Annotated in this window: 21 protein-coding genes and 1 pseudogene; 5 read left to right on the top strand and 17 right to left on the bottom strand. The window is 40.8% G+C overall.

Annotated elements, in window-relative coordinates; genetic code table 11:
• The 4 genes and pseudogenes from B9G53_RS21925 to B9G53_RS21940 all read left to right on the top strand — a co-directional run.
• Positions 1-436, top strand: a pseudogene (locus B9G53_RS21925) (hypothetical protein); the annotation flags it as partial.
• 189 nt (positions 437-625) lie between these two features.
• Entirely contained in the window at positions 626-1,642 is a 1,017-nt protein-coding gene (locus tag B9G53_RS21930; protein WP_176453308.1) for a heme A synthase, read from the top strand.
• A 37-nt stretch (positions 1,643-1,679) separates the two neighbouring features.
• On the top strand, positions 1,680-2,681 hold the full coding sequence (locus B9G53_RS21935) for a heme o synthase (protein ID WP_094535593.1): 1,002 nt from the start codon (positions 1,680-1,682) through the stop codon (positions 2,679-2,681).
• Between the two features lie 632 nt (positions 2,682-3,313).
• Positions 3,314-4,651 carry a class I SAM-dependent methyltransferase gene (locus B9G53_RS21940; protein WP_254923768.1) on the top strand — a complete coding sequence of 446 codons (1,338 nt, stop codon included), beginning with the start codon at positions 3,314-3,316 and terminating at the stop codon, positions 4,649-4,651.
• 394 nt (positions 4,652-5,045) lie between these two features.
• On the opposite strand, the gene B9G53_RS21945 is transcribed toward B9G53_RS21940, so the two are convergent.
• The 17 genes from B9G53_RS21945 to B9G53_RS22025 all read right to left on the bottom strand — a co-directional run bounded on the left by B9G53_RS21945 (position 5,046) and on the right by B9G53_RS22025 (position 21,518).
• Complete coding sequence (locus B9G53_RS21945; protein WP_094535594.1) at positions 5,046-5,876, bottom strand: IS982 family transposase; 831 nt, start codon at positions 5,874-5,876, stop codon at positions 5,046-5,048.
• A gap of 95 nt (positions 5,877-5,971) precedes the next feature.
• Positions 5,972-6,490 carry a methyltransferase domain-containing protein gene (locus tag B9G53_RS21950; RefSeq protein ID WP_094535595.1) on the bottom strand — a complete coding sequence of 173 codons (519 nt, stop codon included), beginning with the start codon at positions 6,488-6,490 and terminating at the stop codon, positions 5,972-5,974.
• A 91-nt stretch (positions 6,491-6,581) separates the two neighbouring features.
• On the bottom strand, positions 6,582-8,408 hold the full coding sequence (locus B9G53_RS21955) for an O-linked N-acetylglucosamine transferase, SPINDLY family protein (protein ID WP_094535596.1): 1,827 nt from the start codon (positions 8,406-8,408) through the stop codon (positions 6,582-6,584).
• Positions 8,392-10,557: a hypothetical protein gene (locus tag B9G53_RS21960; RefSeq protein WP_094535597.1), complete on the bottom strand. Its 2,166-nt coding sequence runs from the start codon at positions 10,555-10,557 to the stop codon at positions 8,392-8,394. The genes B9G53_RS21955 and B9G53_RS21960 overlap by 17 nt, the downstream gene beginning before the upstream one ends.
• Positions 10,558-10,796: 239 nt before the next feature.
• Positions 10,797-11,450, bottom strand: a complete 654-nt coding sequence (locus tag B9G53_RS21965) for a type IV pilin-like G/H family protein (protein ID WP_094535598.1) — start codon at positions 11,448-11,450, stop codon at positions 10,797-10,799.
• A 158-nt stretch (positions 11,451-11,608) separates the two neighbouring features.
• On the bottom strand, positions 11,609-12,178 hold the full coding sequence (locus tag B9G53_RS28860) for a type IV pilin-like G/H family protein (RefSeq protein ID WP_141211851.1): 570 nt from the start codon (positions 12,176-12,178) through the stop codon (positions 11,609-11,611).
• Between the two features lie 278 nt (positions 12,179-12,456).
• Positions 12,457-13,026 carry a Uma2 family endonuclease gene (locus B9G53_RS21975; RefSeq protein WP_094535599.1) on the bottom strand — a complete coding sequence of 190 codons (570 nt, stop codon included), beginning with the start codon at positions 13,024-13,026 and terminating at the stop codon, positions 12,457-12,459.
• 30 nt (positions 13,027-13,056) lie between these two features.
• The gene (locus B9G53_RS21980) at positions 13,057-13,623 is read right to left on the bottom strand and encodes an AAA family ATPase (RefSeq protein ID WP_094535600.1); all 567 of its coding nucleotides are present in this window, start codon (positions 13,621-13,623) and stop codon (positions 13,057-13,059) included.
• Positions 13,616-14,362, bottom strand: a complete 747-nt coding sequence (locus B9G53_RS21985) for a Uma2 family endonuclease (protein ID WP_094535643.1) — start codon at positions 14,360-14,362, stop codon at positions 13,616-13,618. Before B9G53_RS21985 ends, B9G53_RS21980 begins: the two co-directional genes overlap by 8 nt.
• Before the next feature lie 219 nt (positions 14,363-14,581).
• Positions 14,582-15,199, bottom strand: a complete 618-nt coding sequence (locus B9G53_RS21990) for a hypothetical protein (RefSeq protein WP_094535601.1) — start codon at positions 15,197-15,199, stop codon at positions 14,582-14,584.
• A gap of 74 nt (positions 15,200-15,273) precedes the next feature.
• Positions 15,274-16,539 (bottom strand): glycoside hydrolase family 19 protein, encoded by a 1,266-nt coding sequence (locus tag B9G53_RS28165; RefSeq protein ID WP_094535602.1) that lies wholly within the window; start codon positions 16,537-16,539, stop codon positions 15,274-15,276.
• Between the two features lie 37 nt (positions 16,540-16,576).
• Entirely contained in the window at positions 16,577-17,518 is a 942-nt protein-coding gene (locus B9G53_RS22000; RefSeq protein ID WP_094535603.1) for a hypothetical protein, read from the bottom strand.
• Between the two features lie 221 nt (positions 17,519-17,739).
• Positions 17,740-18,588, bottom strand: coding sequence for a hypothetical protein (locus B9G53_RS22005; protein ID WP_094535604.1), 849 nt, complete (start codon positions 18,586-18,588; stop codon positions 17,740-17,742).
• A gap of 39 nt (positions 18,589-18,627) precedes the next feature.
• Complete coding sequence (locus B9G53_RS22010; RefSeq protein ID WP_094535605.1) at positions 18,628-19,068, bottom strand: hypothetical protein; 441 nt, start codon at positions 19,066-19,068, stop codon at positions 18,628-18,630.
• A gap of 199 nt (positions 19,069-19,267) precedes the next feature.
• Entirely contained in the window at positions 19,268-19,531 is a 264-nt protein-coding gene (locus B9G53_RS22015; protein WP_094535606.1) for a hypothetical protein, read from the bottom strand.
• A gap of 155 nt (positions 19,532-19,686) precedes the next feature.
• Positions 19,687-20,079 (bottom strand): type IV pilus biogenesis protein EbsA, encoded by a 393-nt coding sequence (gene ebsA / locus B9G53_RS22020; protein WP_094535607.1) that lies wholly within the window; start codon positions 20,077-20,079, stop codon positions 19,687-19,689.
• Positions 20,080-20,195: 116 nt separating this feature from the next.
• Positions 20,196-21,518, bottom strand: a complete 1,323-nt coding sequence (locus B9G53_RS22025) for an ABC transporter substrate-binding protein (RefSeq protein ID WP_094535608.1) — start codon at positions 21,516-21,518, stop codon at positions 20,196-20,198.
• Here B9G53_RS22025 and rnc point away from each other — a divergent pair.
• Positions 21,517-22,332 (top strand): ribonuclease III, encoded by an 816-nt coding sequence (rnc, locus tag B9G53_RS22030; protein WP_254923769.1) that lies wholly within the window; start codon positions 21,517-21,519, stop codon positions 22,330-22,332. The genes B9G53_RS22025 and rnc overlap by 2 nt on opposite strands.
• The last annotated feature ends 167 nt before the right edge of the window (positions 22,333-22,499 follow it).

Raw genomic sequence — 22,499 nt, forward strand, 5'->3', positions numbered from 1 at the left:
CAATCAAGCACTGTTGCTGTGCCAATGTTATCCATTTGAAAGGTTTTTACTAGACGGGAAACCATGGGTAACATATGACGACGGGGTAAATAAACAGGGTGTGCCAACATCCCAGAAACGACACCGATCGCTTAGGAGTTTCCAACTATTCCTAGGACTGGGATACACAGAAAAGCAATCAGGGGATAAACGAATTAAAGCCCTAGGCGGTTCCGATGTCACCAGAGCTAGCCTTTATGCATGGACTCTCACATCAGTGCTACCAGTGCGCCGCGAGACATCATGGCTAGGTAAGAAACTAAATGAGATTCACGCTGATGGATGGACTCTCAACGGTTTGAAAGAAAGTAAGATTTCTGGAAAACAGAAGATCATCAGGATTTTGTTTAAAGTTACCCGTATGCTTTTCTACGAGCTATACAAGGAAACCAAGTAATTAACTCAGGCGATCGCTAATGATGCGATCGCCTTTTTTACGTGGTAGAAAAAAGATACTAGAATGAAGAAATTGTTAAATCCCCCCACCAAATCTAGAACTGCTCTTAATATAATTTCTAACTCTTCCTAATACTTCTGTTGAGTTTTATCAAGATTCACAAAGAAAGCCTGAACCTCATAAACTTGCATGACTGACTCTTTATCTTCTTACAATCCAGAAATCAAATCATTGCCAATGGCTGAAAACTCTACTAATAGTAAGCCTGATGTCACAAACCGATTGATAGAGCCAGTTGTTTTAATTCGTCGCATCGCTTTTGGGATTGCGATCGCCACTTGGATGGTGATGGCGATCGGTAGTGCCACTCGTGTGATGAATGCTGGATTGGCTTGTCCTGACTGGCCCCTATGTTATGGCTCGGTATTACCTGCTGAACAGATGAACCTTCAAGTATTTTTAGAATGGTTTCATCGCCTCGTTGCATCCTCTGTGGGATTTGCCACAATTGTTTTATTTGGGGCAAGCTGGTATTTTCGTAAATCTTTGCCCAAATGGTTGCCTTGGGCGACTTCAGGATCATTATCTCTAGTAATTTTTCAGGGTATTTTGGGTGGGCTGACGGTAACACAGTTACTGCGATTTGATATTGTCACAGCTCATTTAGGCACAGGCTTATTATTTTTCTCTAGTTTGCTAGCGATCGCCACAGCTTTGACTAATCAAACAAGTTTTGTTGACATGGGCAGCCCATCCACAAAACTTGCTTGGCTTGGCTTATCGGCAGCGGTTTTAGTTTATTTGCAAAGTATTCTTGGTGCATTAGTCGCTTCTCAATGGGCGTTACATCAGTGCTTTGCCACACAGGATATGTGCATTGTTTTGAACGCACACCTCCTTGGTGTGATACCAGCTACCCTTGCTAGTATCGTTTTAGTGGTGACGGTCTGGCTATCAAAAGCGATTACCTCCGTATTACGACTTGTGGCTACGATCGCGGGTTTATTAGTAATTGCTCAAGTGGCGATCGGCTATGCCACTTATAAACTGCACCTACAGGTCGAACCCCTCACCATTGCTCACCAAGCTACTGGTTCAGCATTGCTCGGAACCCTTGTTTGCTTTGCTGTGTTAGCATTTAGAGCCACTAGACAAGACAAATCTTCAACTCAAGAACAGAATCAAGCGCAGCCTGCGATTCGCTAACTGTAATAACTGCGAAATATTTTAGGAGTTAAGCGTAATGCAAGAAACAGCGATCCCAGAAAGTATATTTGTTGAAACTAATCAGACAACTCAAGCAACTCGCAACTGGCGCGATGTGATTCAGGATTACACAGAATTAACTAAGCCACGCATTATCGTCCTGTTACTAATCACCACCGCAGGAGCAATGTGGATTGCTTCTGAAGGACAGGTAGATGCTTTTTTGATGTTCATTACGGTTTTAGGAGGGGCGATCGCGGCTGCTTCGGCAAATGCGATTAACTGTTTATACGATCGCGATATCGATGCCAAAATGGAGCGCACCAGTTGGCGACCAATTCCATCGGGTCGGATTCAGCCTCTTCATGCCCTAATCTTTGCGATCGCCTTAGCGATAATTTCCTTCACGTTATTGGCTATTTATGCCAACCTTCTTGCAGCTTGTCTAGCGATGTCGGGGATCGCCACCTATGTTGGAGTTTATACGATTTGGCTGAAGCGTTCTAGTACCCAAAATATTGTCATTGGTGGTGCAGCAGGAGCGATCCCGCCTTTGGTTGGTTGGGCGGCTGTCACTGGAGAATTAAGCTGGGCGGCATGGGTTTTATTTGCAATTATTTTTGTGTGGACTCCTCCGCACTTTTGGGCTTTAGCACTAATGATTCGTGATGAATATGCCAAAGTGGGCGTGCCAATGTTACCTGTCGTCAAGGGTGCAGAGGTAACAGCGCATCAGATCTTGCTCTATACCCTATTAATAATTCCTGTATCGTTATTACTGGTTTATCCTTGCAATGTTATGGGACTAGTCTATGCAGTGTCAGCCGTTGGGCTAGGCGGTGCATTTATTTACAAGGCGACTCAGTTATTAAAAGAACCGAGCGATCGCACAGTTGCCCGTTCGGTATTCAAATATTCGATTCTCTATTTGGGCTTACTTTGTGTGGCGATGGGAGTTGATAGTCTGCCTGTTGCTCATATTTCGGGAGATCAAGCGATCGCTTTATTACAAACTACAATCGCAACGATTAGCTCATAGGATTCAATAGCCTAAGTAATCCCAAAACACAAAACGGCTATGCCGTTTTGTGTTTTTTAAAACCTTACTGAACTTGATTTTTAATTCACAAAAGTTTCGCTACACTTTTGTGAATTGTTATAATTTAATAAATCTAAGGATGCAGAGCAATGGTTAAACCCACATTCCGCTCTTATTTTACTGAAAAAATATTTAGAAAGGAAATGCTTATACAGCAAGTGTTTTGAGCTTTAATCACAAAAAAGCCACTATTTTAATATTGTCAATAAGAACACACTAATAAGATTTATTATCATTAACTCCTTTTAAAATCGCTGAAACCCTGATTGTCTCGTTGTAAATATTTTTAGGCTTCCATTACGAGCGGAATGTGGGGTTAAAACCACTGAAACAAAATCAAGTGTTGTCAGTGAAGCTGCTTCTATTACACCGAGTTTACCTTTAAATACATTTCCGAAAGCCCCTCTTGCGACCATGGAACAATTTTTAGACAAGGGTTGGTTTGGTTGAGAAGAGGTGCTTTTCCGCAGACTATTTTTTGTGAGAAGCGGCGATCGCTGATCTTGATCTGGATTCTGTTAGAATGCGATCGCATTGATTAAGCTAACGTAAATACTCAAAAATAATCATTCATGAATAACTTTTGTATGGGTGAAGCCGACCTATTAGATAAAATCCGTCAGCAGTTTGACAGTGCCCCATATCCTAGAGCTCCTCTTGAAAAATCACCTAAAGATGATCCCAATGACCTATATATTCATAATCTAGTGACTGCTTTCTATTTAAGAGATCAAAAGGTTATTGATACTCAAGGAAAGGTTATTTTAGATGCGGGATGTGGTTCGGGGTATAAGTCTCTAATTTTAGCAGAAGCAAACATAGGCGCAAAAGTAGTTGGTGTCGATATATCCTCAGAGTCAATTAAGCTAGCAGAACAGCGCTTAAAACACCATGGTTTCGATAATGCAGAGTTCATTGTCGCATCAATTGAAGAATTGCCTTCCTTAGGCTATCAATTTGATTATATAAATTGTGACGAAATGTTATATCTTTTTCCTGATCCTGCAATCGCTCTAAAATCGATGCAGTCAGTCTTAAAGCCTAACGGTATAATTCGCAGTAACTTGCATAGTTCTATTCAGAGGACTAATTTTTTTCGTGCTCAAAAAATGTTTAGAATGATGGGGCTATTGGACGAAAATCCAGAAGATCTAGAGATAGAAATTGTTGTTGAGACAATGCAAGCTTTAAAAGACAATGTTTTGCTAAAAGCTCAAACTTGGGACGCTAAATATACCGCACAAGAAAATAAGCAAGAGATCTTGATGAATCACTTATTCCAAGGCGATAAAGGCTATACGATCACCAACCTTTTTGAAGCTTTAAGATCATCGGAGCTAGAATTTATTAGTATGGTAAACTGGCGGGAGTGGGATTTTCGGGATTTATTTAAAGATGGAGATAACTTACCTGTCTTCTTGGGGATGAGCTTACCAGATCTATCGATAGAGGATAGATTACAAATGTATGAACTAATCCATCCAATTCATCGATTACTAGATTTTTGGTGTGGTCATCCGCAGCAATCTCAAACTTTCGTTCCTTTTATGGAATGGAATGATGTCGATTGGCAGACTGCAAAAGTTTATCTACATCCTCAACTGAATACTTCTCAGTTTAGACAAGATCTAATAAATAGCGTGACAGGTTGTGGGATTCTTAGTCTTAATAATTATCTATCAACACATAAGCAAGTTATAACCCTTGATAGCTCAATGTCTACCTGTCTACTACCTTTGTTGGATGCACCACAGACTATGCTCTCTCTCGTTGAACGTTGGAAGCAATTTAGACCTGTAGATCCTGTGACTTTGCAGCCTATAGAGCATGGAAAAGCTTTTCAGCTAGTACAAAATACAGTAAAATCTCTGGAAAGCCTAGATTACCTAATGCTAGAACTTCAAGCTTGATCGTATTTTCTCAACAAAACCAATTTTGAGGTTTTAAGTAGGGCTTACTGAAAAAGTACAAAAGCTTGCTAAATAAGGACTTTAAGCTTTTTTTGCCATAACAAGTGCAAGGTTATAACGTCTAGAGGCTCAAAACCCTTGCACTTTCGTGGAAAATCGCTGGGTAAATTTGGGAAATATGCAACAAAATACTATTTTTAAAGCTGTATTGCCTTTAAATTCGCTCTGTAGACTTTTTCAGTAAGCCCTAAGTACTACCGCACTTAAGGGAACTCCAAGGAAAAAGCAATCCATATAAAACCAAAAAATAGCTGCGGGCGCAGCCCGCAGCTATTTTTTGGGATCGATTATTTTGTATAAGTCCCTAAAACCTCAAAATTAGTTAATACTTAACCTAAGTTGCTACCCATAGATTAACGCTAAGAGCAAGGACAAAGAGCATGACTTTAAGCTCAAAACCTTTGGCAGTAACAGCATGAATAGATTTAGGTAAAAGTTGGGATATCAAACTTCCAGTGGTTTCGACTACTTTACGTTTATGGTGCTGGAGAAACTGAACATAGCCAGTTACAGGTCGTTTTGAATTGCTTTTTCGCATTGCTGAGAGCTTAATATTCTCAGCTTCAAGCAACAAATCCTCAATTTCATAATCGTTGTAAGCCTTGTCTGCATAAACTACACTGCCTTCGGGTAAAGCAAATGGAAATATCCCCAACCCCTTAACATCGGCAAAAGAACCTGAAGTTAGAAAAAACTCTACAGGTTCCCTTGATGCTGTGACCATCAAATGGATTTTAATACCGTAAAAATATCGTTTCTTGCTGGCTTGATAGCCCCGATACTCCTCATTACCGTCATAGATTTTTGACCTTGGTATGCGGATATTGTCACAGACGGCAATCGGAAAGCTATCAATGCTGTAAACCGATTCGGTGTTCAGTTGTTTCCATGCTTGTCCCAAGCTCTCAAACAACATCAATAGCATCGGTTCAACCCTGTACAGTCTGCGATTGAAGCGACTCCGACTCAGCATTTTGGGGATGTATTGTGGTTCTGAGAGCTCTTTTCTGGCTTTCTCAAAATTTCCACCAAAATACAGCACTGCAACTATCGCGGTGGTCATTACTTCGGCATCACTCATCTGTTGCTGTATATCACCTTGATGATTCATCGCTCGGAGAATATCGTCACAGAGGCAATAAATCGCTACAATTTCATCATTCATTTTTCTTGCTGCTACTCGGCTTTTGTCCTTTGTAGCAGCTTTTTTTTCTTGTTACCATAGGTAGCAACTTGGGTTACTTAGGATTGCTGATATTTTTATTTGGTAGCAATAACATTAAGACTTATAGGAGTATTTAAAACATAATAATTACTACAGTCGTTAAATAGATTGAATTCAGATACTCTATTACACCCTTCAAATCCAACTTCTGCTAAATATAGACACAAGATATCAAAATCAAATCCAACTTTATGAACATCATACTGATTGATCTGTCCACCAAACATAATTCGCATGAGATGCATTCGTGTCATTACATCAATGTCTGGACGTGAATAGAGCCAACTTAAAGTTCTTAGATCAGGGACACTAATCATAAGTTGTCCACCTTTCTTGAGGACTCTATGCCATTCCGCTAGTGTAAATATCATTTCATTGTAAAGAGAATGATAGAAATGTTCTAGAACATGGCTAGCATAAATTGCTTCAATTGATTCATCCTCGAACTCACTTAAATCTCCAGCATCCCCAACATAATCTACTTCTGGGCGACTTTCAACATCAAAGATTTTCCAGTCAGGATGTGTTTCTTTTCCACCAATATGTAATTTCATTTGTTTTCTTTTAGAGCCTAAAGATTTTAACAGGTAATAAATATACTAGATAAATGAGGTAGGTGTATCGCTCTCACTGTCAATAAGCTTATTATTCATTATAAGTTTGCCACATTTGTATGTAGGCAGATTCCATATCACGAGTAAACTGCTCAGCATTCCATAAAGGAGAGGTCTTACGAGATTCCTTTAGCTTCCAAAATATTTGTTTACGTAAATTTTCATCTGTACCAAGTTTAATGCCCCAATCTAAATACTCTTGTTCGCTCCAAGAAATTCCTTCGGTAATACCTGCATTGATCATCATCGTATAACTATTACGTGCAGCAAATTGCTCTCCAACTCTGGTAACAATTGGAATACACATCCACAATGCTTCCATCGTGGTAGTTGCTCCGTTGTAGGGATAGGTATCCAAAATCACATCAGCAATGTCTAGATTAGCTCGATGTTCTGCTTCACTATTTACAAGTGGCAAGAATATTAGACGATCACTACTTATTGCTTCAGAGTCAGCTATTTCCTTAAAAAGATTCTGGATTCCTTCTTGATCGGATAGACCTTTGATCAATAGATAACTATTAGGTACAGATTTAATAACCTGAATTTGTAACCTTACAGTATCAGGATGTCGCTTATATCCTGTCTGAGAACTAAGATAAACGATCGCATCAGTTGGAATATTAAATTGATTACGATGTATGGTGGGAAACAACACTTCAAAGCTATCAACAGCGATATAGGTGTTAGGTAATCGCCAAATTTTTTCGGAATAATAGTCTTGAGCATTTTCTGGTAATACATAGGGATCTGCAATAAAGTAATCAATCGCAGGTATGCCCGAAGCGTCAAACCCTAGCCAAGTTATCTGTACTGGAGCAGGTTTAAGCGCCATGATTTGGCAGGATATATCTAAAGTGATGCTATCAAGATCAACTAGGATATCAATCTCATCTTCTATTATTTGCCTAGAGATCGCAGCCACATCATGTCCAAATTTATATGATACATCACAATAGTCAGCAATAAACTCCCTAACTGAATCTGTATTTTGCTGATCGAATATGAAATAGCCATAAATGTTGAATTTCTCATGATCGTGATACTTAAAAATCCACCTAGATAACCATCCGACTGAGTGTTTACGCAAGCAATGTGATAAGTAGCCAATTTTTAGAGGCTTTTTCTCAATGCTTTTCTTAATATTTTTTTGAGTTGATAAACCTTGCAAATTATCTTGACAAAGCTTCACCAACTCATTTTGTAAGATTCGATTTCTACTTGGATCATCTTTGATATAAGGTAAAAAGAAAGTAGCAATAAACAAACGATTTATATCAGCAGAAGTGAGATTATTTGGCTGCTCTTGAATTAGCGACTTAATTAATTCTATCTGACTATCTGCTAATACAAAAGCATTTTGCCACTGACTACTTAATATAAGTAAAGAATGCAAAATTAAATGATTTGCAAAAATTTGGTTGGCTGTATCTTGAGCTAATTCGTGATATTGGTTGGCTATTTCTATACATTCATCGTGTCGAGAACTTAGAGAATAAAAGCGAGCTAAATCAGTCAACAAATAAATATTTTCTAGTTCTAATCCAACACCTGCCTCTAAGATACTTACAGCTATATCGTATCTTTTGAAATCTAAACCAAACTCTCTAGCAGTCTTGCGAAGAAATTCCACAAATTCATTCTTGCTAGATTCATTCTCTTCAATCGTTATCCACCAGGTGATTTGCGCTTCTTCTATGTGTCCTTGCAGTGCAAGACACAACCCTAAACACCAATAGTGTAGCTTGACATCAGGCTCTAACTCGATCAACTCTTCGTATAGCGCTGCCGCTTCAGGATATTTAGTCTCGTTGAAGAGTTCATAAGCTCTATCTACAGCCTTATAACTTTCCATCATAAATCTCCCACATTTGTCTATAGGCGTTTTCCATTTCTCTGGCAAACTGTCTACCATCCCAAAGAGGCGAAGTTTTACGAGATTGTTTCAGCTTCCAAGAAACCTCTTGCCTGAGTAATGGCTCTTTCCCCAATCTAACTCCCCACTCAACATACTCAGCAGCATTCCAAGCGATACCTTCAGTGATGCCTGCATTCATCAACATAGTATAACCATTGCGAGATACGAATTGTTCACCCACTCTAGTTACCATGGGAATACCCATCCACAGAACTTCCATTGTGGTGGTCGCACCATTATAAGGGTATGTATCAAGAACTACATCAGCGATCGCTAGATTGGCTCTATGTTCAGCCTCGGTGCTTGAGATAGGCAAAAACTTCAACCGCTCTAACTCTATTCCCTCATCTTTAGCCAGCTCATAAAAAAAGTTTTGGATGTTATTCTGGTCGGCTAAACCCTTAATCAAAAAAAAGCTATTCGGTACTTGCTTAATAATTTGCATCTGTGATCTCACAGTTTCAGGATGCCTCTTACTACTTTTTTGGGAACTAAAATAAACAACTGCATCATTGGGTATACCCAATCTACGGCGATCTAAAGTTGCCAAAGAAGACTCAAAACCATCTATGCCGATGTAGGTGTTAGGTAATCGCCAAATTTTCTCGGAATAATAATCTTGAGCATTTTCTGTCAACACATAAGGATCAGCAATGTAATAGTCTATAGCTGGTAAACCCGAAGCATCCCAACCTAACCACGTAACTTGAACAGGAGCAGGTTTCAGAGCTAGTACGCTACAGGAACTTGGTACAGTCAGGCTATCTAGGTCAATTAATATGTCAATCTCATCTTTATAAATCTCCTCTGCTACCGTTGCATGATCGCCCCAATAATCGATCTCTGATCTAAAAGACTTATCCATTTGTGTGGAGTACCACTGCTGCAAAAAGTCATATTTGTCAAACCAAGGAAAATAGCCATTAATTTCAAAAGATTCACGATCATGATGTTGAATTAGGGATCTAGCTAGCCAACCTACAGAATGCTGTCTTAAACAGGCAGAAAGATAGCCAATTTTTATTTTCTTATGATTAAATTTTGGACGGATCTGAAATTGCTCTACTTTTTCAAGATGAGAATGGCAAACATTTTCTTGAAATAACTTTAGAGCTTGATTTTGTTTTAAATGATTAATTTGTGGATTATCACTCAGATAGCTAAAGACAAAATAAGCGCAGCATAAAAAAGATTGAGTAATACTCGGCAGATTATAAGAACTTTCTGCGACTAATCTGTCCAGAATCATCTCATATTCAGCAGAAATAGTTTCTGCTTCTTGCCACTGTCCCCCAGCAGCCATGAGTGCTCCCAAAAGCAGTTGGTGAGAAACAACTTGCTCTGATAAATTATCAGAGTGGGGCAAGTCACGAGCAAGTTGAATAGCTTCTTGATGCAACCCACGACGTGAGAGAATCTGTGACAAACATCCTATGACTGTTAAATTTTGCGGGTCAACCACCAGACAGAGACGATTAATAATTTGTAAAGCTTTATTAAAACTTGATCGCTCGGCAATGTATGTCAGCGTATTTAAGCAGCTTTTTTTGTCTTTTAGGTATGGCAGCAACCTAGAGGCAAACTCAATGGTTTCCTCAAAAGGTAACTCAGACGCAAGTACATTTTGTAGCAGTTGGATAATTGAATCATCACTAATCTCAAGCTCAGGTTTTGTATCTAGTAATTTCCAAAAATTTAGTTCAGTTAAAATATCACTATGCAAAATCTTTAACTGCAAAGACAAGTAAAGAATTTGCACCAAATTATTGAAGTCAAGGGGTAAAACCTTTCGCAAATGTTGACGAATTAGCCAAGCTAGAAAGTAATGCTTAAGTTTCTCCTGATAATTAGCCTCGACTTCCAAAATCTTGCCGAGTTTCTGATTATGAAATTTGATAGAAGTGGCATTTTTTAGTCCTAATTGCCATATTAGTTGAGCCTCTTCTTCTCGTTCACATAACAACAATGATAAGACTAAGTAATGATAATTCTCTTCAATGCTTGTATCAGTTTGGATGGCAGTCTTATAAAAATCTACTGCCTCATTGGGTGTATCTCTCAGTCCCAAAGACTGCCAACTATTGACCATAATTACCTAGTATCTATACTTCTTAATTTATTAAAATCTATAATCATATAATATATTAAGTCTAAATCATGTGTAAATTTTGGAGGTTTTGGAATAGCCCCATCAAAGGGATCTCTGTTCCAAAACCCATATTAGGATTGGGGAAGAACTAAACAATAAAAATCCCTCACGCAATTTAGTCTAGTCGGTAAATTAACAGTGAGGGATATTTAATTAATAATGTTTTTGCAAATCAAAAACTATTGGATAGCAACAAATCCAGTTGTAGTACTAGCACTTTGGCACGTAGGAGCCGAATTGGTAGCAAAAAGGACAAATCGGTCAGTACCCGAAGCAGAGTCAGTTGAGTTACCACTGTTAACAGGAGCTAAGGCTGCTTCGCAGAGCGCAGCCAAAGTGGTAGCCTCAGTAGATCCAGAAGGAGTAGCAACGTTAACACCACCTGTGTAGCCTTTAACTGGTGCAGAAGCACTGCCAACTAATGTATCAGAGGTTGTTCCAGTACCAGCTGTCGCAGTACTTGGAATTGGAGTTCCAAAGGTATTTACACTTTGAAGCACACCAGCAGCAGCTTTACCACCATTGCGGACAACTCCATATCCATAGTTTTCTGTCTTTAGAGCAATACCTACTGCCAAAGTTTGCAGGTTAGGTGCAAACTGTTGTTTTTCCAGGTAGTAAGCTTGTTGAGAGCGGTTCATGGAACCAACGTAGGTTTTGGCTTCAGACTGACGAGCTTTGGAAGCTTGGTTAAGGAAAGAAGGAAGTGCGATCGCAGCGAGAATACCGATGATGATAATAACTACGAGTAGTTCAATCAGGGTGAAGCCCTTTTCGCCATTCTTCTTGTTGAGGATGTGTTGAATGAGCTTAGTCTTGAATTCAGATTTCATAATTCTTTATTCCCGTGTATGCTGAGTTATTTAACTAGTTGGGTTGTGAAAGTAACTTACCCACAAAAAAACAGGATGATATCACTCCGATCAAAAATATTTTTTAAATATCAAAAAAACTGGGTTAGTACAAAGCACTAACCCAGTTTTTGAAGTCTTTATTCGAGGGTAAAGTCGGTAGGACAGACCATTGTTTGACCAGCAGAGTCAAGCGATCCAGGGAGAATTGCAATATTAGCTGCATTGGCAATACAAAATACGGTGTCGATCCTAACTACTCCCGGTATTCCCACAACAGCGACAAAAGCTCTTAAGTTTGGAGAAGTAGGGGCTGCCACATTTGTAATGATTTGTTTTAATTGCGGTATAGCAGGATTGCCATTAATATCACCTGCCATCACAGAATAAGTAAAACTAGCTGATGACGTGTTAGCGCCCAAGTTCAGCCGAGTTATATCATCTGCAAAGGTCTGTTTTTCCAGATAATAAGCTTGTTGCAGTCGGCTCATGGTTCCAACAAAAGCTTTGGCTTCTGCAAAGCGAGCCTTATTAGATTGATTGAGAAATGAAGGGAGCGCGATCGCTGCTAGCAAACCAATAATAACGATCACCACCAATAACTCGATCAATGTAAAGCCTTGTTCTTTTTGGTTTTGAGCTTTACTAAAATGGCGATCGCGAAGCCATAAACTGACGATATATTCCAATTCCAAATTCTTGCAGTTCACTTTCCCGTACCTACAGATAACTTTTACCCCAAGCCCTTAGATCAAGTTACCCAGTTTTTTAGGCATTTAAACCGCTTGAAAACATTAAAGATTAATAATTCTACTTTTCTGCCAGAAATGGTGACAATAGTGGATGAGATTTTAGCTTGGCTAACTCAAAATTAGTTTTTTGATGATGATAGCGAGATAGTTTACGGGTTTTGATTTGTCCTAGCTATCTCTTGCTTTGCTATAGCTACTTATACAGGTTTTGCTGGCGCATGGACTTTTTGGGGAATTTATCCCAAAAATTCGACATCTTCATAGATAGTGGCGATCGCACATTCAAAATCGATACTAGTAAGTTGTACCAAGTCACTTTCCCCATAGGAAGTTAACTCCCCCTTACGGCGCTCATTTAGACGAAATGCTTCGACAGTAATCTGCTCAGAGCTAACTAATACATATTCACACAAACTATTTAACTGTCGATAACGCGCAAACTTACCACCTCGGCTGTAAGCCTCTGTGCTAGGCGACAGCACTTCAATGATTAGAGTTGGATAAAACACAGCCCTTGCTGAATGGCGATCGCGATCATCACAGGTCACCAATAGATCAGGATAGAAAAACTCACCGTTCTTAGAAATTCCCACCTTCGCATCTGAACCTAATACCCGACAATTGCGCCCCCTAACATGCGGGCGCAATAAAGCAATCAAATTAGCGGTGATCGTACTATGGTCAATTGTCCCGCCCGCCATCGCAAATACTTCTCCATTGATGTACTCATATCTGATTTCTTGCCTTGCTTCCCACTCAAAATATTCATCAGGTGAGATTTTAGGATTATTAGGTACAGCAATCATGATTTCGTCCTCAAGATGGTAGAACTTTCTCTAGCCTAAGATATTGCTAATTCGCAAATCAATGTCGATTACATCTCGCGCATTACAAAACACATTAGCCTTGAGACGGCGATCGCTACATAACCCAATTACTAAAACATTAATATGCTCAATATACGCTGCATTCAGCGCCGCCTTGCCCTCCTCGTAGACAAGGGGGATACCTGGTTGAATGATGGCGAGATTTTGAAAAAATTGATTGGTACTAGCAAAACAACGATCTATATATTGATTTAGTAAATCAATATCAACGTCAGTTTTGCCTTGAATATCACCAAGGGTATAGGCAATCATGTCAATTGGGGTGCGATCGCTGATAAAAGGGCTAGCAGAACTTTGCCAAACCTGTTCGGCAGCATCTAAAACATGATTCTGCACAAACAGCCTTGTCGTAAAGTCCATTGGTTCCGCAGGGTCTAAACCAAGTTGAGCAAAAACTTGGCTGGTCGTAGTACGAACAAAGGGGATATTAAGATGAGATGCGATCGCGATTGCTAGTGTGGTTTTGCCAGTACGATGTGCGCCACAGAGTCCCAAATTGCCATTAAGTTTAAACATCGTCTGGATCGATACCCAAAGCTCGTAACCTCTCCGCAAGGCGATTAGCACGTAGACTTTCTTGTTCAGCACGTTGTTGCTGTGCTTCGGCACGTCTACGCTCTTGGGCAGTGCGTTGCTGTTCTTGCCAAACTTGGATTTCTGATTGCTGTAAACGCTGGCTTAGTTCTACAGGTGACAAAAATCTTTGACCATCGGGACGCGAGATGATTAACTCCTGCCCGATCGCCCAATCAAATCTGATCCCTAACAATGGACTGACCCAATTGAGCATTGATGGAATTTGGATTAGGCGATCGCCAACTCGCTGCCAGCCTTCTAAGATCAAATCTTCAGGATCGTAAATGTAATATTCCTGAACCCCATAGGTTTGATAAAAGTCAAACTTATCTTCAAGGGAATCTTGTCCGTGCCGATCTTTATTACTGGGTGACAGGATCTCAAAAACGACCTGTGGCGCAATATTATTCTCTAACCATTGTTTATAAGATCCTCTACGACCTTTGGGACGACCTAGAGCCACCATCACATCTGGAGCAACTCGTTTTTGGGTATGACGCACTGGATACCAAAGTAAATCTCCAGCTACAAATACATTAGGGTCATCGGCGAACATGATCTCCAGATTCTCTTTGATGATTACGATCCACCGATATTGTTCGGTATTGTCAGCCATAGGATTACCGTCACTGTCAGGATAATCGATCTCTGGCAAAATATTGGGCGCGGCGGTACGCATCCCATTGGGAATTGCTTCGTCAGAGATTAAAGGTTGCAGAGTCATGGAATTGCCCTCGCCGAAACCTGTACATAATTCATCCATTAAAACATAATCTTCCAAGCTCAGAAAGGCGGCGCGAAGCGCCGCCACTAGTGAACTAATCTTGGTTTTATAGCAATGCAAGGTTTACTTAGGTCATAAAATCAAAATCAATGAAGGCGGCGCAAAGCAACGCCTTCATTGATTTTGATTTTTCCTATGAACTGGTAAAAGCATAATTGCTAATATCATGCCAATTTGATTCACATAATATTCTTGAGAATCAATGAAAACTTGTTTATCCCTTAAGAGTAGAAATTTCCAGACGGTTCCCGTAGAGACAACACCATAGATCTCTTCATAATCCTGACCTTCTTGTTGATTAAAGATTTGTGCGGCAACCATTTCGGCAATACATTGTCCTAGTCCATTCTTGATGTTTTCATTTTTTGCTTCCACGATCGCCATAATTGGCGCTCGAATAAAATACTGTTCTTTAGAGAAACTAATCAAATAATCACAGTAGCCTGCTAATCCTTTTTCCTTATCAACATTAAACTCTGTGCCAGAAAAGAGACTGATTTGATAGTTAGCTAAACGCCTCAACTCCGCAAGGATTGGAGCAATCAAAAATTCAGAGCGTGATTTCTCAGTATTAATGGCTGTGGCTAGGGGTAAATATTCTGTGAGCGTTTGTTGCAAGTAGTCTGAGGGGATCACACTTTCTAAAAATCCAAATAAATTGCGATCTTCTTCTAAAGTTAAATTAAAAGTAGTTTGAACCTTATCAAGTGTAGTAAAGTCACTGTAGGACATGGTTTTAGCTCCTTTTGTGTAAACCGAACTCGTAGAGTTACATCCCCTAGGGATTTAACTCTATGGGGTTAGTGTTAAATCCCAAAAACTCGCTTAGCTCTAGCCAGATAGGACTGGCGATCGGCTAAGCCATTTGTGCCGCCGTTGATGATGCGGGTGATAGTGAGGACATCATCGCGATCTGCATAACCATTAAGTTTGCGAGTATCCCAATACCAACCTGCACTAAGACAAGCCAGATCGAAATCCGCTAAACGTTGGGGACTATTAATCAAGTCCACACCCAATGCGCGACCACAATCAATATAGTTGGATCTTCCTGTAACTTGGATCAAGCCCCGCCCTTTAAAGCGCACACCATCACCAACGCGCGTATTCCCCAAATCAGTCCGCCATTCATAGTCTGCTCCAGAGGCATATTCCTCGTTAGTATTAAAGCCATCGCTTTCATGTCCCACTTGAGCGAGAAAATGTGCTTTACGGAGCGGCGTAGTGATCGCATAACGTTGCATTGTGTTATTCAAGTGGGGCAGCAGTTTCTCAAGGCGATCGCGTCGGGAATAGGGAGCGATCGCACTCAATTGCTCTTGGGTAATCAAACCAGAAGTTGTAGCTAGACTAGATGCGGTAGTACGAGGATATAAGCCTTCATAGGGTTCTTGATCGAGACGACGTGGGGGCAAATTATTGAGAATCCGAATCGTGCTATCAACTAATACATCCTTGGGGTTGAAATCATCTTTCAGTCCAGTAATCAATTGATCCAAGCGCCGCGCCGCTAATTTGCGATGCTCAGTCAGATTCGGCGCTTGATAAAGCCCTTCATAGGGTTTTCGTAAGATGGGGCGCAAAGTCAAACCACTCATCACCCTGATTAAGTCATCAATTCTGCCATCAGCACTATTGTGTTTTGGGTCAGTGATATTGCCGATCGCTGCTACTAAAGTCTGTGCAGCTTGTTTGCGCCATGTTGCTAAATCCGCCGCAGGAAAAAGTCCCGCATAGGGCGATCGCCCCGTCGGACGTGCTGGTAAATTATGCAAAAAACGAATCAAATCATCGATCGCCCCATCAAAAACGCTACCTTCAACATCGGGAATCTTTGGCACGGAAGCCTGAAGAGTTAACGCCGCCCGACTGCGCCATGTTGCCAAATCGGCCGCAGGCAAAATACCTGCATAGGGCTGTCGAGTTTCTGGACGTGCGGGTAAGTTATTTAACACGCGCACTAGATCGTCCACCACTCCATCTTTATCATTGATCGTACTGCCGACAATTTTGGGAACTAGAAATGCAAGGGTTGCGGCAGCTTGCGATCGCCAAATCTCAACTTGTTTCATTGCCTTTATCGGGTAATTTCCACTTTGCGTAACACCATCATCTTATGAAACGCCCAAAAATCAATTTAACGAAGAAAGGATAACGGAAAAAGATTTTGCCTAATGTACTAACAATCCATTTGCGTAAACTAATGATTGCCACGGGTAAATATGGCTCTACCAAAGCTTCAAGCGTAACGATAAAGCTATTAGCGTGATCATCAATAGGTATCGCAACTTTGATGGTAATCCAACAAAAAATTAAAGTGATGACCACAGCGATCGCCACCAGTCGCAAAAATTGACTTTCGAGCAGCCTGAGTAAATTCGTGAAAAATTTTCGGCTAAATTTTGGTAGAGGTGGCAAGGTGAGATTTAGTTTAGAATAAATCCACCAAATCATTAAGACCACAATCGGGGCTGCGCTCGCCATAGCCCAACATTTATTTGCTAAATAAGTTGCGAAATCTGCCGAGAAACTAAATCTTTGTCCAAGATTTTGCAACGGATCACACCATGTGATTGTCGTTGCAAAAGATACGGTGGCGATCGCAAATGGGCGTAGTTTTTGCTCAACATAATCGGTGATTGCCGTCAAAAATTGTCGCGAAATTTGACCAACCAGAAAACTATGAGTCTTTAAAATGCGATCGGCGCGAGGATGGTACAAGATATCTTCACAAACCTTTTGACTAATATCTCCATCTATATTCATCAAAGTCCGCAATATGGGTGGAGATGTCTCTGTTTTAGAATCGCCCAAATCACCAATTTTATCTGTGTAATAAGTCCAAATAGCGATCGCCCCTTGTTGCTTTGCCGCCATGCCCACACTAGAGGCTAATACTTGCAGTAAGTCCCGACTATTAACTCGATAAATAATTTCATGAGGATTAGCTAAATCCTGAATATCCAGATCAATCTGGTCAAGCACGGTTGGATTTAGCCACAAACTAATTTCGTCATCAATAATAGCCAACCAATCAGGCGTAGCCACCATAACTATAAATTACCCAAACTTGCAAAGTTGCGTCCCTGCGGGGCGCAACCGTGCGAACCCAAATTTGCAAAGTTGCATCTCTCCGAGGTGCAACCTTGCAAATCCAAACTTATAAAATTGCGTCCCTAGGAGGCGCAATCTTGCAAACCCAAATTGGTAAAGTTTCACCCCTGTGGGGCGAAACTTTACCAATTTGGGTTTGCAATTAATTACGTTCATAATTATTTTGGTCGGAACTGCATCAAATCTTTGACTAAATTGACGCAAGTTATGATCAATCCTGACCATTGCTTCTCAGCATTTTCGACCGCTTGATGATGCAAATCAAAAACTAACTTTGCCATATTTGGATCAATTTTGCTTCTAGCTGGCACAAACAAATCATCCAGAAATCGATTGGTCAAATCACCATCAAGTTGAAATTGAGTCTGAGCGTAAATACGTTCACCATTCAAAATTGATTGCTCAAATTCCCATAACTTTCGGAAATAGCGAATCATCGGTGCATCCGTAATTACTCGTCCTTCAGCATCCTTAAGAATATCTAAGTGCAGTACCTTTTCTGCTAGTTCCTCATAACAAGCTTGTTCAATCTCAAATTGCTCTTTTTGCCTAGGATCGGTCGAATTTTGGCGATTGTTAAATGATCGTTCCGCTCGCTTATAAATTTCTAAATCACGGTTATATCGATCAAGCTCAATTTGAGCAACTGCTGAACCTTGCTTTTGCAGCTCTTTACTACGGTCAAGGAGAGAACGTCGGATGTCTTGCAGCCCTTCCTCCGTTTTGTACATAATGCTTTCGAGCAGATCAGCGTAAAACTGCCTTGCATCAAATCTGACAATTGGAATATGGCTGACAATGATCGTGTTGACTTCCAGTACCGTAATTTCTTCCAAAACATCTTTGATGGTTTCTCGAAATTTATTAAGGGTAGTACTTTCGCCAGGAGCATCTTTTTTAATCGGTGTTAAAGGTTGATTATTGTTAGCAAGCTTTTCACGCCCAGATTTGATCTGAGTTGGCTCATTTTCGGCATTAATTTTGTTGTTTGCAGCCAGATCTTGCATACAGATTCCTTCGCGACAGGTCGAATAAATTAGATAGGACTAGACCCGACTGAGAAAGCGATCACTACTGAAATCAACCGCATCTTCTTTCTCTGGCTCACTTTCAGCATTTAACAAGCCTGTTACCTTTTGTCCAATATCGACGAGAGTTTTGAGATTATTGGCGATCGTCTCCGCACCTTTCTCCACTTGAATCTCATGAAAGCCACGTAGTTCTGCATAGGGAGAACCCTGCAAAAAGTCTGCTCCCAATTCATTTTCAATATCACCATCAATCAGATTAATCGTTGTCTTTAAGCGATTACCTGCTCTATGAGTCGTATCACCTTCATGCGCTACCCAAGTCACAATTTCTAACTGCACAAGGTCAGAAAATACTTCTACCAAAGCATCACCAAAGTTTTTGGTTTCTTTGAGCTTACTTTGAAAACGTACTGACGCTGTAGCTGTAACTGATACCGAAGAACTTGCATACGTCATAACTGATACCTAATAAGAATTTGAATAATTTCTGAGTCAAGGCAAATAGCTAACTAAAATCTTAATTACTTAACAATAGACTTTATTCACAATACAGTTTTTTATAAATCAATTTTTATAAATATTTTATAAATTAGTTTGAGCCAAAGTAACTTAAGCCACTTGAATTTAACAAGTATCAAACAAGCATTAAATAAGTTTAATGATAATCAGATAGCTCAATTAATTCCATTGGTACAAAGCTTTCTTGTGGTAACAAAATTAGTTGGGAGTAAATAAGTTTGCCACTCATATCTATGCGATTGATCGCTATTCCCATGGGGCGTGGTAGTTGTGCTGCATAGGAATCAGCATAGTAGCGATAAATCTGCTTAGCAGCTCTGATAATCATGGGATCGACTTTTTTGGCTACAGGCTCTGACTGTCGCTCTGGATATTCGAGGCGTTGGGCGGCATATGACACAATGTAAACCCCTTAAATTTGACTATTCTTTTGCCTTATAAAAAGCTGCATCAGGACTTTAGCTGACTTTGTTTTTTTTAGCAAGATTTGAGCTTAGGATTATACATGAGTTGATATTTTTTGGGTTGCTATGTGAGCAAAAATTAGCAAAAGATTTAATTACCTTCAGCACTAGCTAATTTGAGTCGAAATAACTTGCTGTAAAAGATTTGCGGGAAATCTACATAGCCTTTGTCACGAATATTGGAGACAACATCAATTAAATAGCCAACAAATTCTGAATTTTCTAATGTCATTTCATAGCTCATGTCAGCATCACCCTCAAAGGTCAAGCGACATAAGGCGAGATCCGATGGCAAGTTTGCCACGCGCCATACTGCCATAAAAGAAACGGCTGGACTTCCTTCGATATGCCGTTCACCCGTGATTTCACCCTGTTTGTAAAGAGAAATAGCGTAGGGGAGAGCTTGACGCTTGTTTGGCTCTCGGTAATAGGGCATGTAGATGGAAACTTCTTGTGGAGCAGCAGCTTTAAGTTCGATCGCCATAGATATTGCGTCTCTATATGTAGGTAAAGGCGGAGATTTTTACAGAAAGATTAGCAGATTTTTTGTCTCAATTAGAGAGGGCGCGAAGCGCCCTCTCTAATTTATTGATTTGATAGTTAAGGTGAAACGCGATCAATTACAGTAATTTTGCCGTCGGGTTGGACTTCCCAAACGTCATAGCTACCTTTAACATCGCCGTATTCATCCAGATCAACGTTGCCGCTTGCACCTTGATAGTCAATGTCTGTGCCAGCTTTGACCAGTTTGATTGCTTCACAAACATCACTAACTTCTTGTCCAGGGGCATTGGCTACTTCACGGATTTTACTCTTGATGCCATCACCAGTGCCGTCTTTGGCAGCTTCGGCAGCGATCGCCACTAGAGCCGCCGCATCGTAGGAATGAGGCACAAACGCACCTAGATCTTGTCCAGTCTTTTCTTTGAAAATCTTGGTAAATTCGGCGAGAGACTTGCCATCAGCACCAGGTACAGTGCCGATCGCGCCTGCCAAAATCAATTTACCTTCGGGGGTATTACCAATTAACTTAGGAAAGTCTTCGGTCTTCACACCATCGGTGAGCAAAATTTTCACATCTTTGGTTAAGCCCTGTTCAAAAGCTGCCTTAATCACTGCACCGCCAGAATCAGGATAGAGAATTGCAGCAACTGCATCAGGCTTACTACCAAATGCGCCCTTAGCCTCAGCTTCAAAAGTGGTCGCTTTAGGATCGTAGCGAGTCGGGTTGCTTTTGTTGACAATTGTGCCGCCAAGTTTTTCAAAGGCTTCCACAAAGGCTTTCTCAAAGCCTACGCCATAGTCGTTGTTAATGACGAGGGTGGCAACTTTTCTTGCGCCTTTTTTATAGGCAAGATTTGCTAGGGCTAAAGCTTGATAGGTGTCAGGAGGAGCCGTGCGATACCAGTAGCCATTAAATTCGCCTTTTTTGGCACGCTCAGTAAAGACAGGGCTGGTACTACCCGGAGAAATCATCACGACTTTGTTGGGAACAGCGATCGCTAGCGCTGCCGTAGAGACGCTGCTAGCAAATGCACCAACCACAGCCCCGACGTTATCAACCTTCACCAGTTTTGTCATCGCTTCTGCACCTGCGGGTGGATCGGTGCGATCGTCTTCCTTAAAGAAAGCGATCGGTTTGCCTAGCACACCGCCACATTGATTGACGGTTTCCACCAGAAAATCAATGGATTTGATCATTGGTGCGCCAATCGATGATAAGTCACCTGTAGCAGGGAGAACTGCGCCTAAACGGAGAGTATCTTTAACGCCGCCAGATCCTGAACCTGTTACGGGTGCTGTGTTATTCGCGGTGGGTTTAGAGTCTGTAACTGTAGTACTGGGCTGACAAGCCACAATCCAAATCGTTGTCACTGTTGCCAGCAAGGCTAGGCAGAGTGTAGAGAAAAACCTTTTAGTCATGGTTACGATGGACTACGATCATATTTACAAAGTTGCTGTAATTGTATCTGCAAAGTATCTGCTAAGTCTCATGTCATCTACCATTGATCCACGTCGTCAAAGAGAATTAGTCCGTTTATTAGAACAGATGGGACTAGAACAAGCAAAACTAGAACGGATTACTCCAGCGATTAATCCTCAAGGTTTTGATTGGCTATTGATTGATCAATCTTTGGTACATCCTAGTTTTTCCAACACCTATAACAATGATCAGTTGGAGTTTGTGGGCGATAGTGTGCTGCGTTTATCAGTGAGTTTGTTCTTGCAAGAAAGGTATGGCGACCGCAAGGTGGGTGACTTAGCTGCTTTGCGATCGCATCTAGTCAGTGACAAAACTCTTGCTGAAATCGCAGGGATTTACGATCTCCAAAAATATGTTGTGGTTTCTAATGCAGCCCGCAATGACTCACAAGCTCTGCGATCGCTGTTAGCGGATGCCCTCGAAGCTTTAATGGCAGCCCTATATATTAATACTCAAGATTTAGCCTTCATCCGTAAATGGCTCGATCCGCATATGCAGCGTTTTGCTGAGGCTTTGTTGGCGATTCCTGCATTGGGTAATTACAAGGTGGCTCTGCAAGAATTAACTCAAGGACGCTGGAAACGGTTGCCTGAATATCGCAATGTTGACACAGCCGCCAACAATCCCAGTAACCTCTTTTCCGTAGAAGTATGGTTTGACGATCGCTGCTGGGGTAAAGGACATGGCAAAAGCATTAAAGCGGCTCAACAGGAGGCGGCGGCGATCGCCTTACAACAAATGTCCCAGCTATGAACAAAATATGGGCGCTTCGCGCCCATATTTTGTTTTTTTATTAAGATTTACGGATAGGTGTATAAATACTTAGCGTCAAATCGTAAATTTTTCTACAAATACAGGACAAGCGTCGTAATATTTCTTAGTGTGCTAATTTCGCTCGTTTGATCAATTTTTAAGATTAG

It is taken from the genome of Pseudanabaena sp. SR411 (assembly GCF_002251945.1).
Classification (GTDB): domain Bacteria; phylum Cyanobacteriota; class Cyanobacteriia; order Pseudanabaenales; family Pseudanabaenaceae; genus Pseudanabaena.

Coding starts and splice junctions, on each gene's coding strand:
- B9G53_RS21930 (WP_176453308.1), top strand. CDS start 626: ATGACTGACTCTTTATCTTCTTACAATCCAGAAATCAAATCATTGCCA.
- B9G53_RS21935 (WP_094535593.1), top strand. CDS start 1,680: ATGCAAGAAACAGCGATCCCAGAAAGTATATTTGTTGAAACTAATCAG.
- B9G53_RS21940 (WP_254923768.1), top strand. CDS start 3,314: ATGAATAACTTTTGTATGGGTGAAGCCGACCTATTAGATAAAATCCGT.
- B9G53_RS21945 (WP_094535594.1), bottom strand. CDS start 5,876: ATGAATGATGAAATTGTAGCGATTTATTGCCTCTGTGACGATATTCTC.
- B9G53_RS21950 (WP_094535595.1), bottom strand. CDS start 6,490: ATGAAATTACATATTGGTGGAAAAGAAACACATCCTGACTGGAAAATC.
- B9G53_RS21955 (WP_094535596.1), bottom strand. CDS start 8,408: ATGATGGAAAGTTATAAGGCTGTAGATAGAGCTTATGAACTCTTCAAC.
- B9G53_RS21960 (WP_094535597.1), bottom strand. CDS start 10,557: ATGGTCAATAGTTGGCAGTCTTTGGGACTGAGAGATACACCCAATGAG.
- B9G53_RS21965 (WP_094535598.1), bottom strand. CDS start 11,450: ATGAAATCTGAATTCAAGACTAAGCTCATTCAACACATCCTCAACAAG.
- B9G53_RS21975 (WP_094535599.1), bottom strand. CDS start 13,026: ATGATTGCTGTACCTAATAATCCTAAAATCTCACCTGATGAATATTTT.
- B9G53_RS21980 (WP_094535600.1), bottom strand. CDS start 13,623: ATGTTTAAACTTAATGGCAATTTGGGACTCTGTGGCGCACATCGTACT.
- B9G53_RS21985 (WP_094535643.1), bottom strand. CDS start 14,362: ATGCGTACCGCCGCGCCCAATATTTTGCCAGAGATCGATTATCCTGAC.
- B9G53_RS21990 (WP_094535601.1), bottom strand. CDS start 15,199: ATGTCCTACAGTGACTTTACTACACTTGATAAGGTTCAAACTACTTTT.
- B9G53_RS28165 (WP_094535602.1), bottom strand. CDS start 16,539: ATGAAACAAGTTGAGATTTGGCGATCGCAAGCTGCCGCAACCCTTGCA.
- B9G53_RS22000 (WP_094535603.1), bottom strand. CDS start 17,518: ATGGTGGCTACGCCTGATTGGTTGGCTATTATTGATGACGAAATTAGT.
- B9G53_RS22005 (WP_094535604.1), bottom strand. CDS start 18,588: ATGCAAGATCTGGCTGCAAACAACAAAATTAATGCCGAAAATGAGCCA.
- B9G53_RS22010 (WP_094535605.1), bottom strand. CDS start 19,068: ATGACGTATGCAAGTTCTTCGGTATCAGTTACAGCTACAGCGTCAGTA.
- ebsA (WP_094535607.1), bottom strand. CDS start 20,079: ATGGCGATCGAACTTAAAGCTGCTGCTCCACAAGAAGTTTCCATCTAC.
- rnc (WP_254923769.1), top strand. CDS start 21,517: ATGGTTACGATGGACTACGATCATATTTACAAAGTTGCTGTAATTGTA.
- B9G53_RS22025 (WP_094535608.1), bottom strand. CDS start 21,518: ATGACTAAAAGGTTTTTCTCTACACTCTGCCTAGCCTTGCTGGCAACA.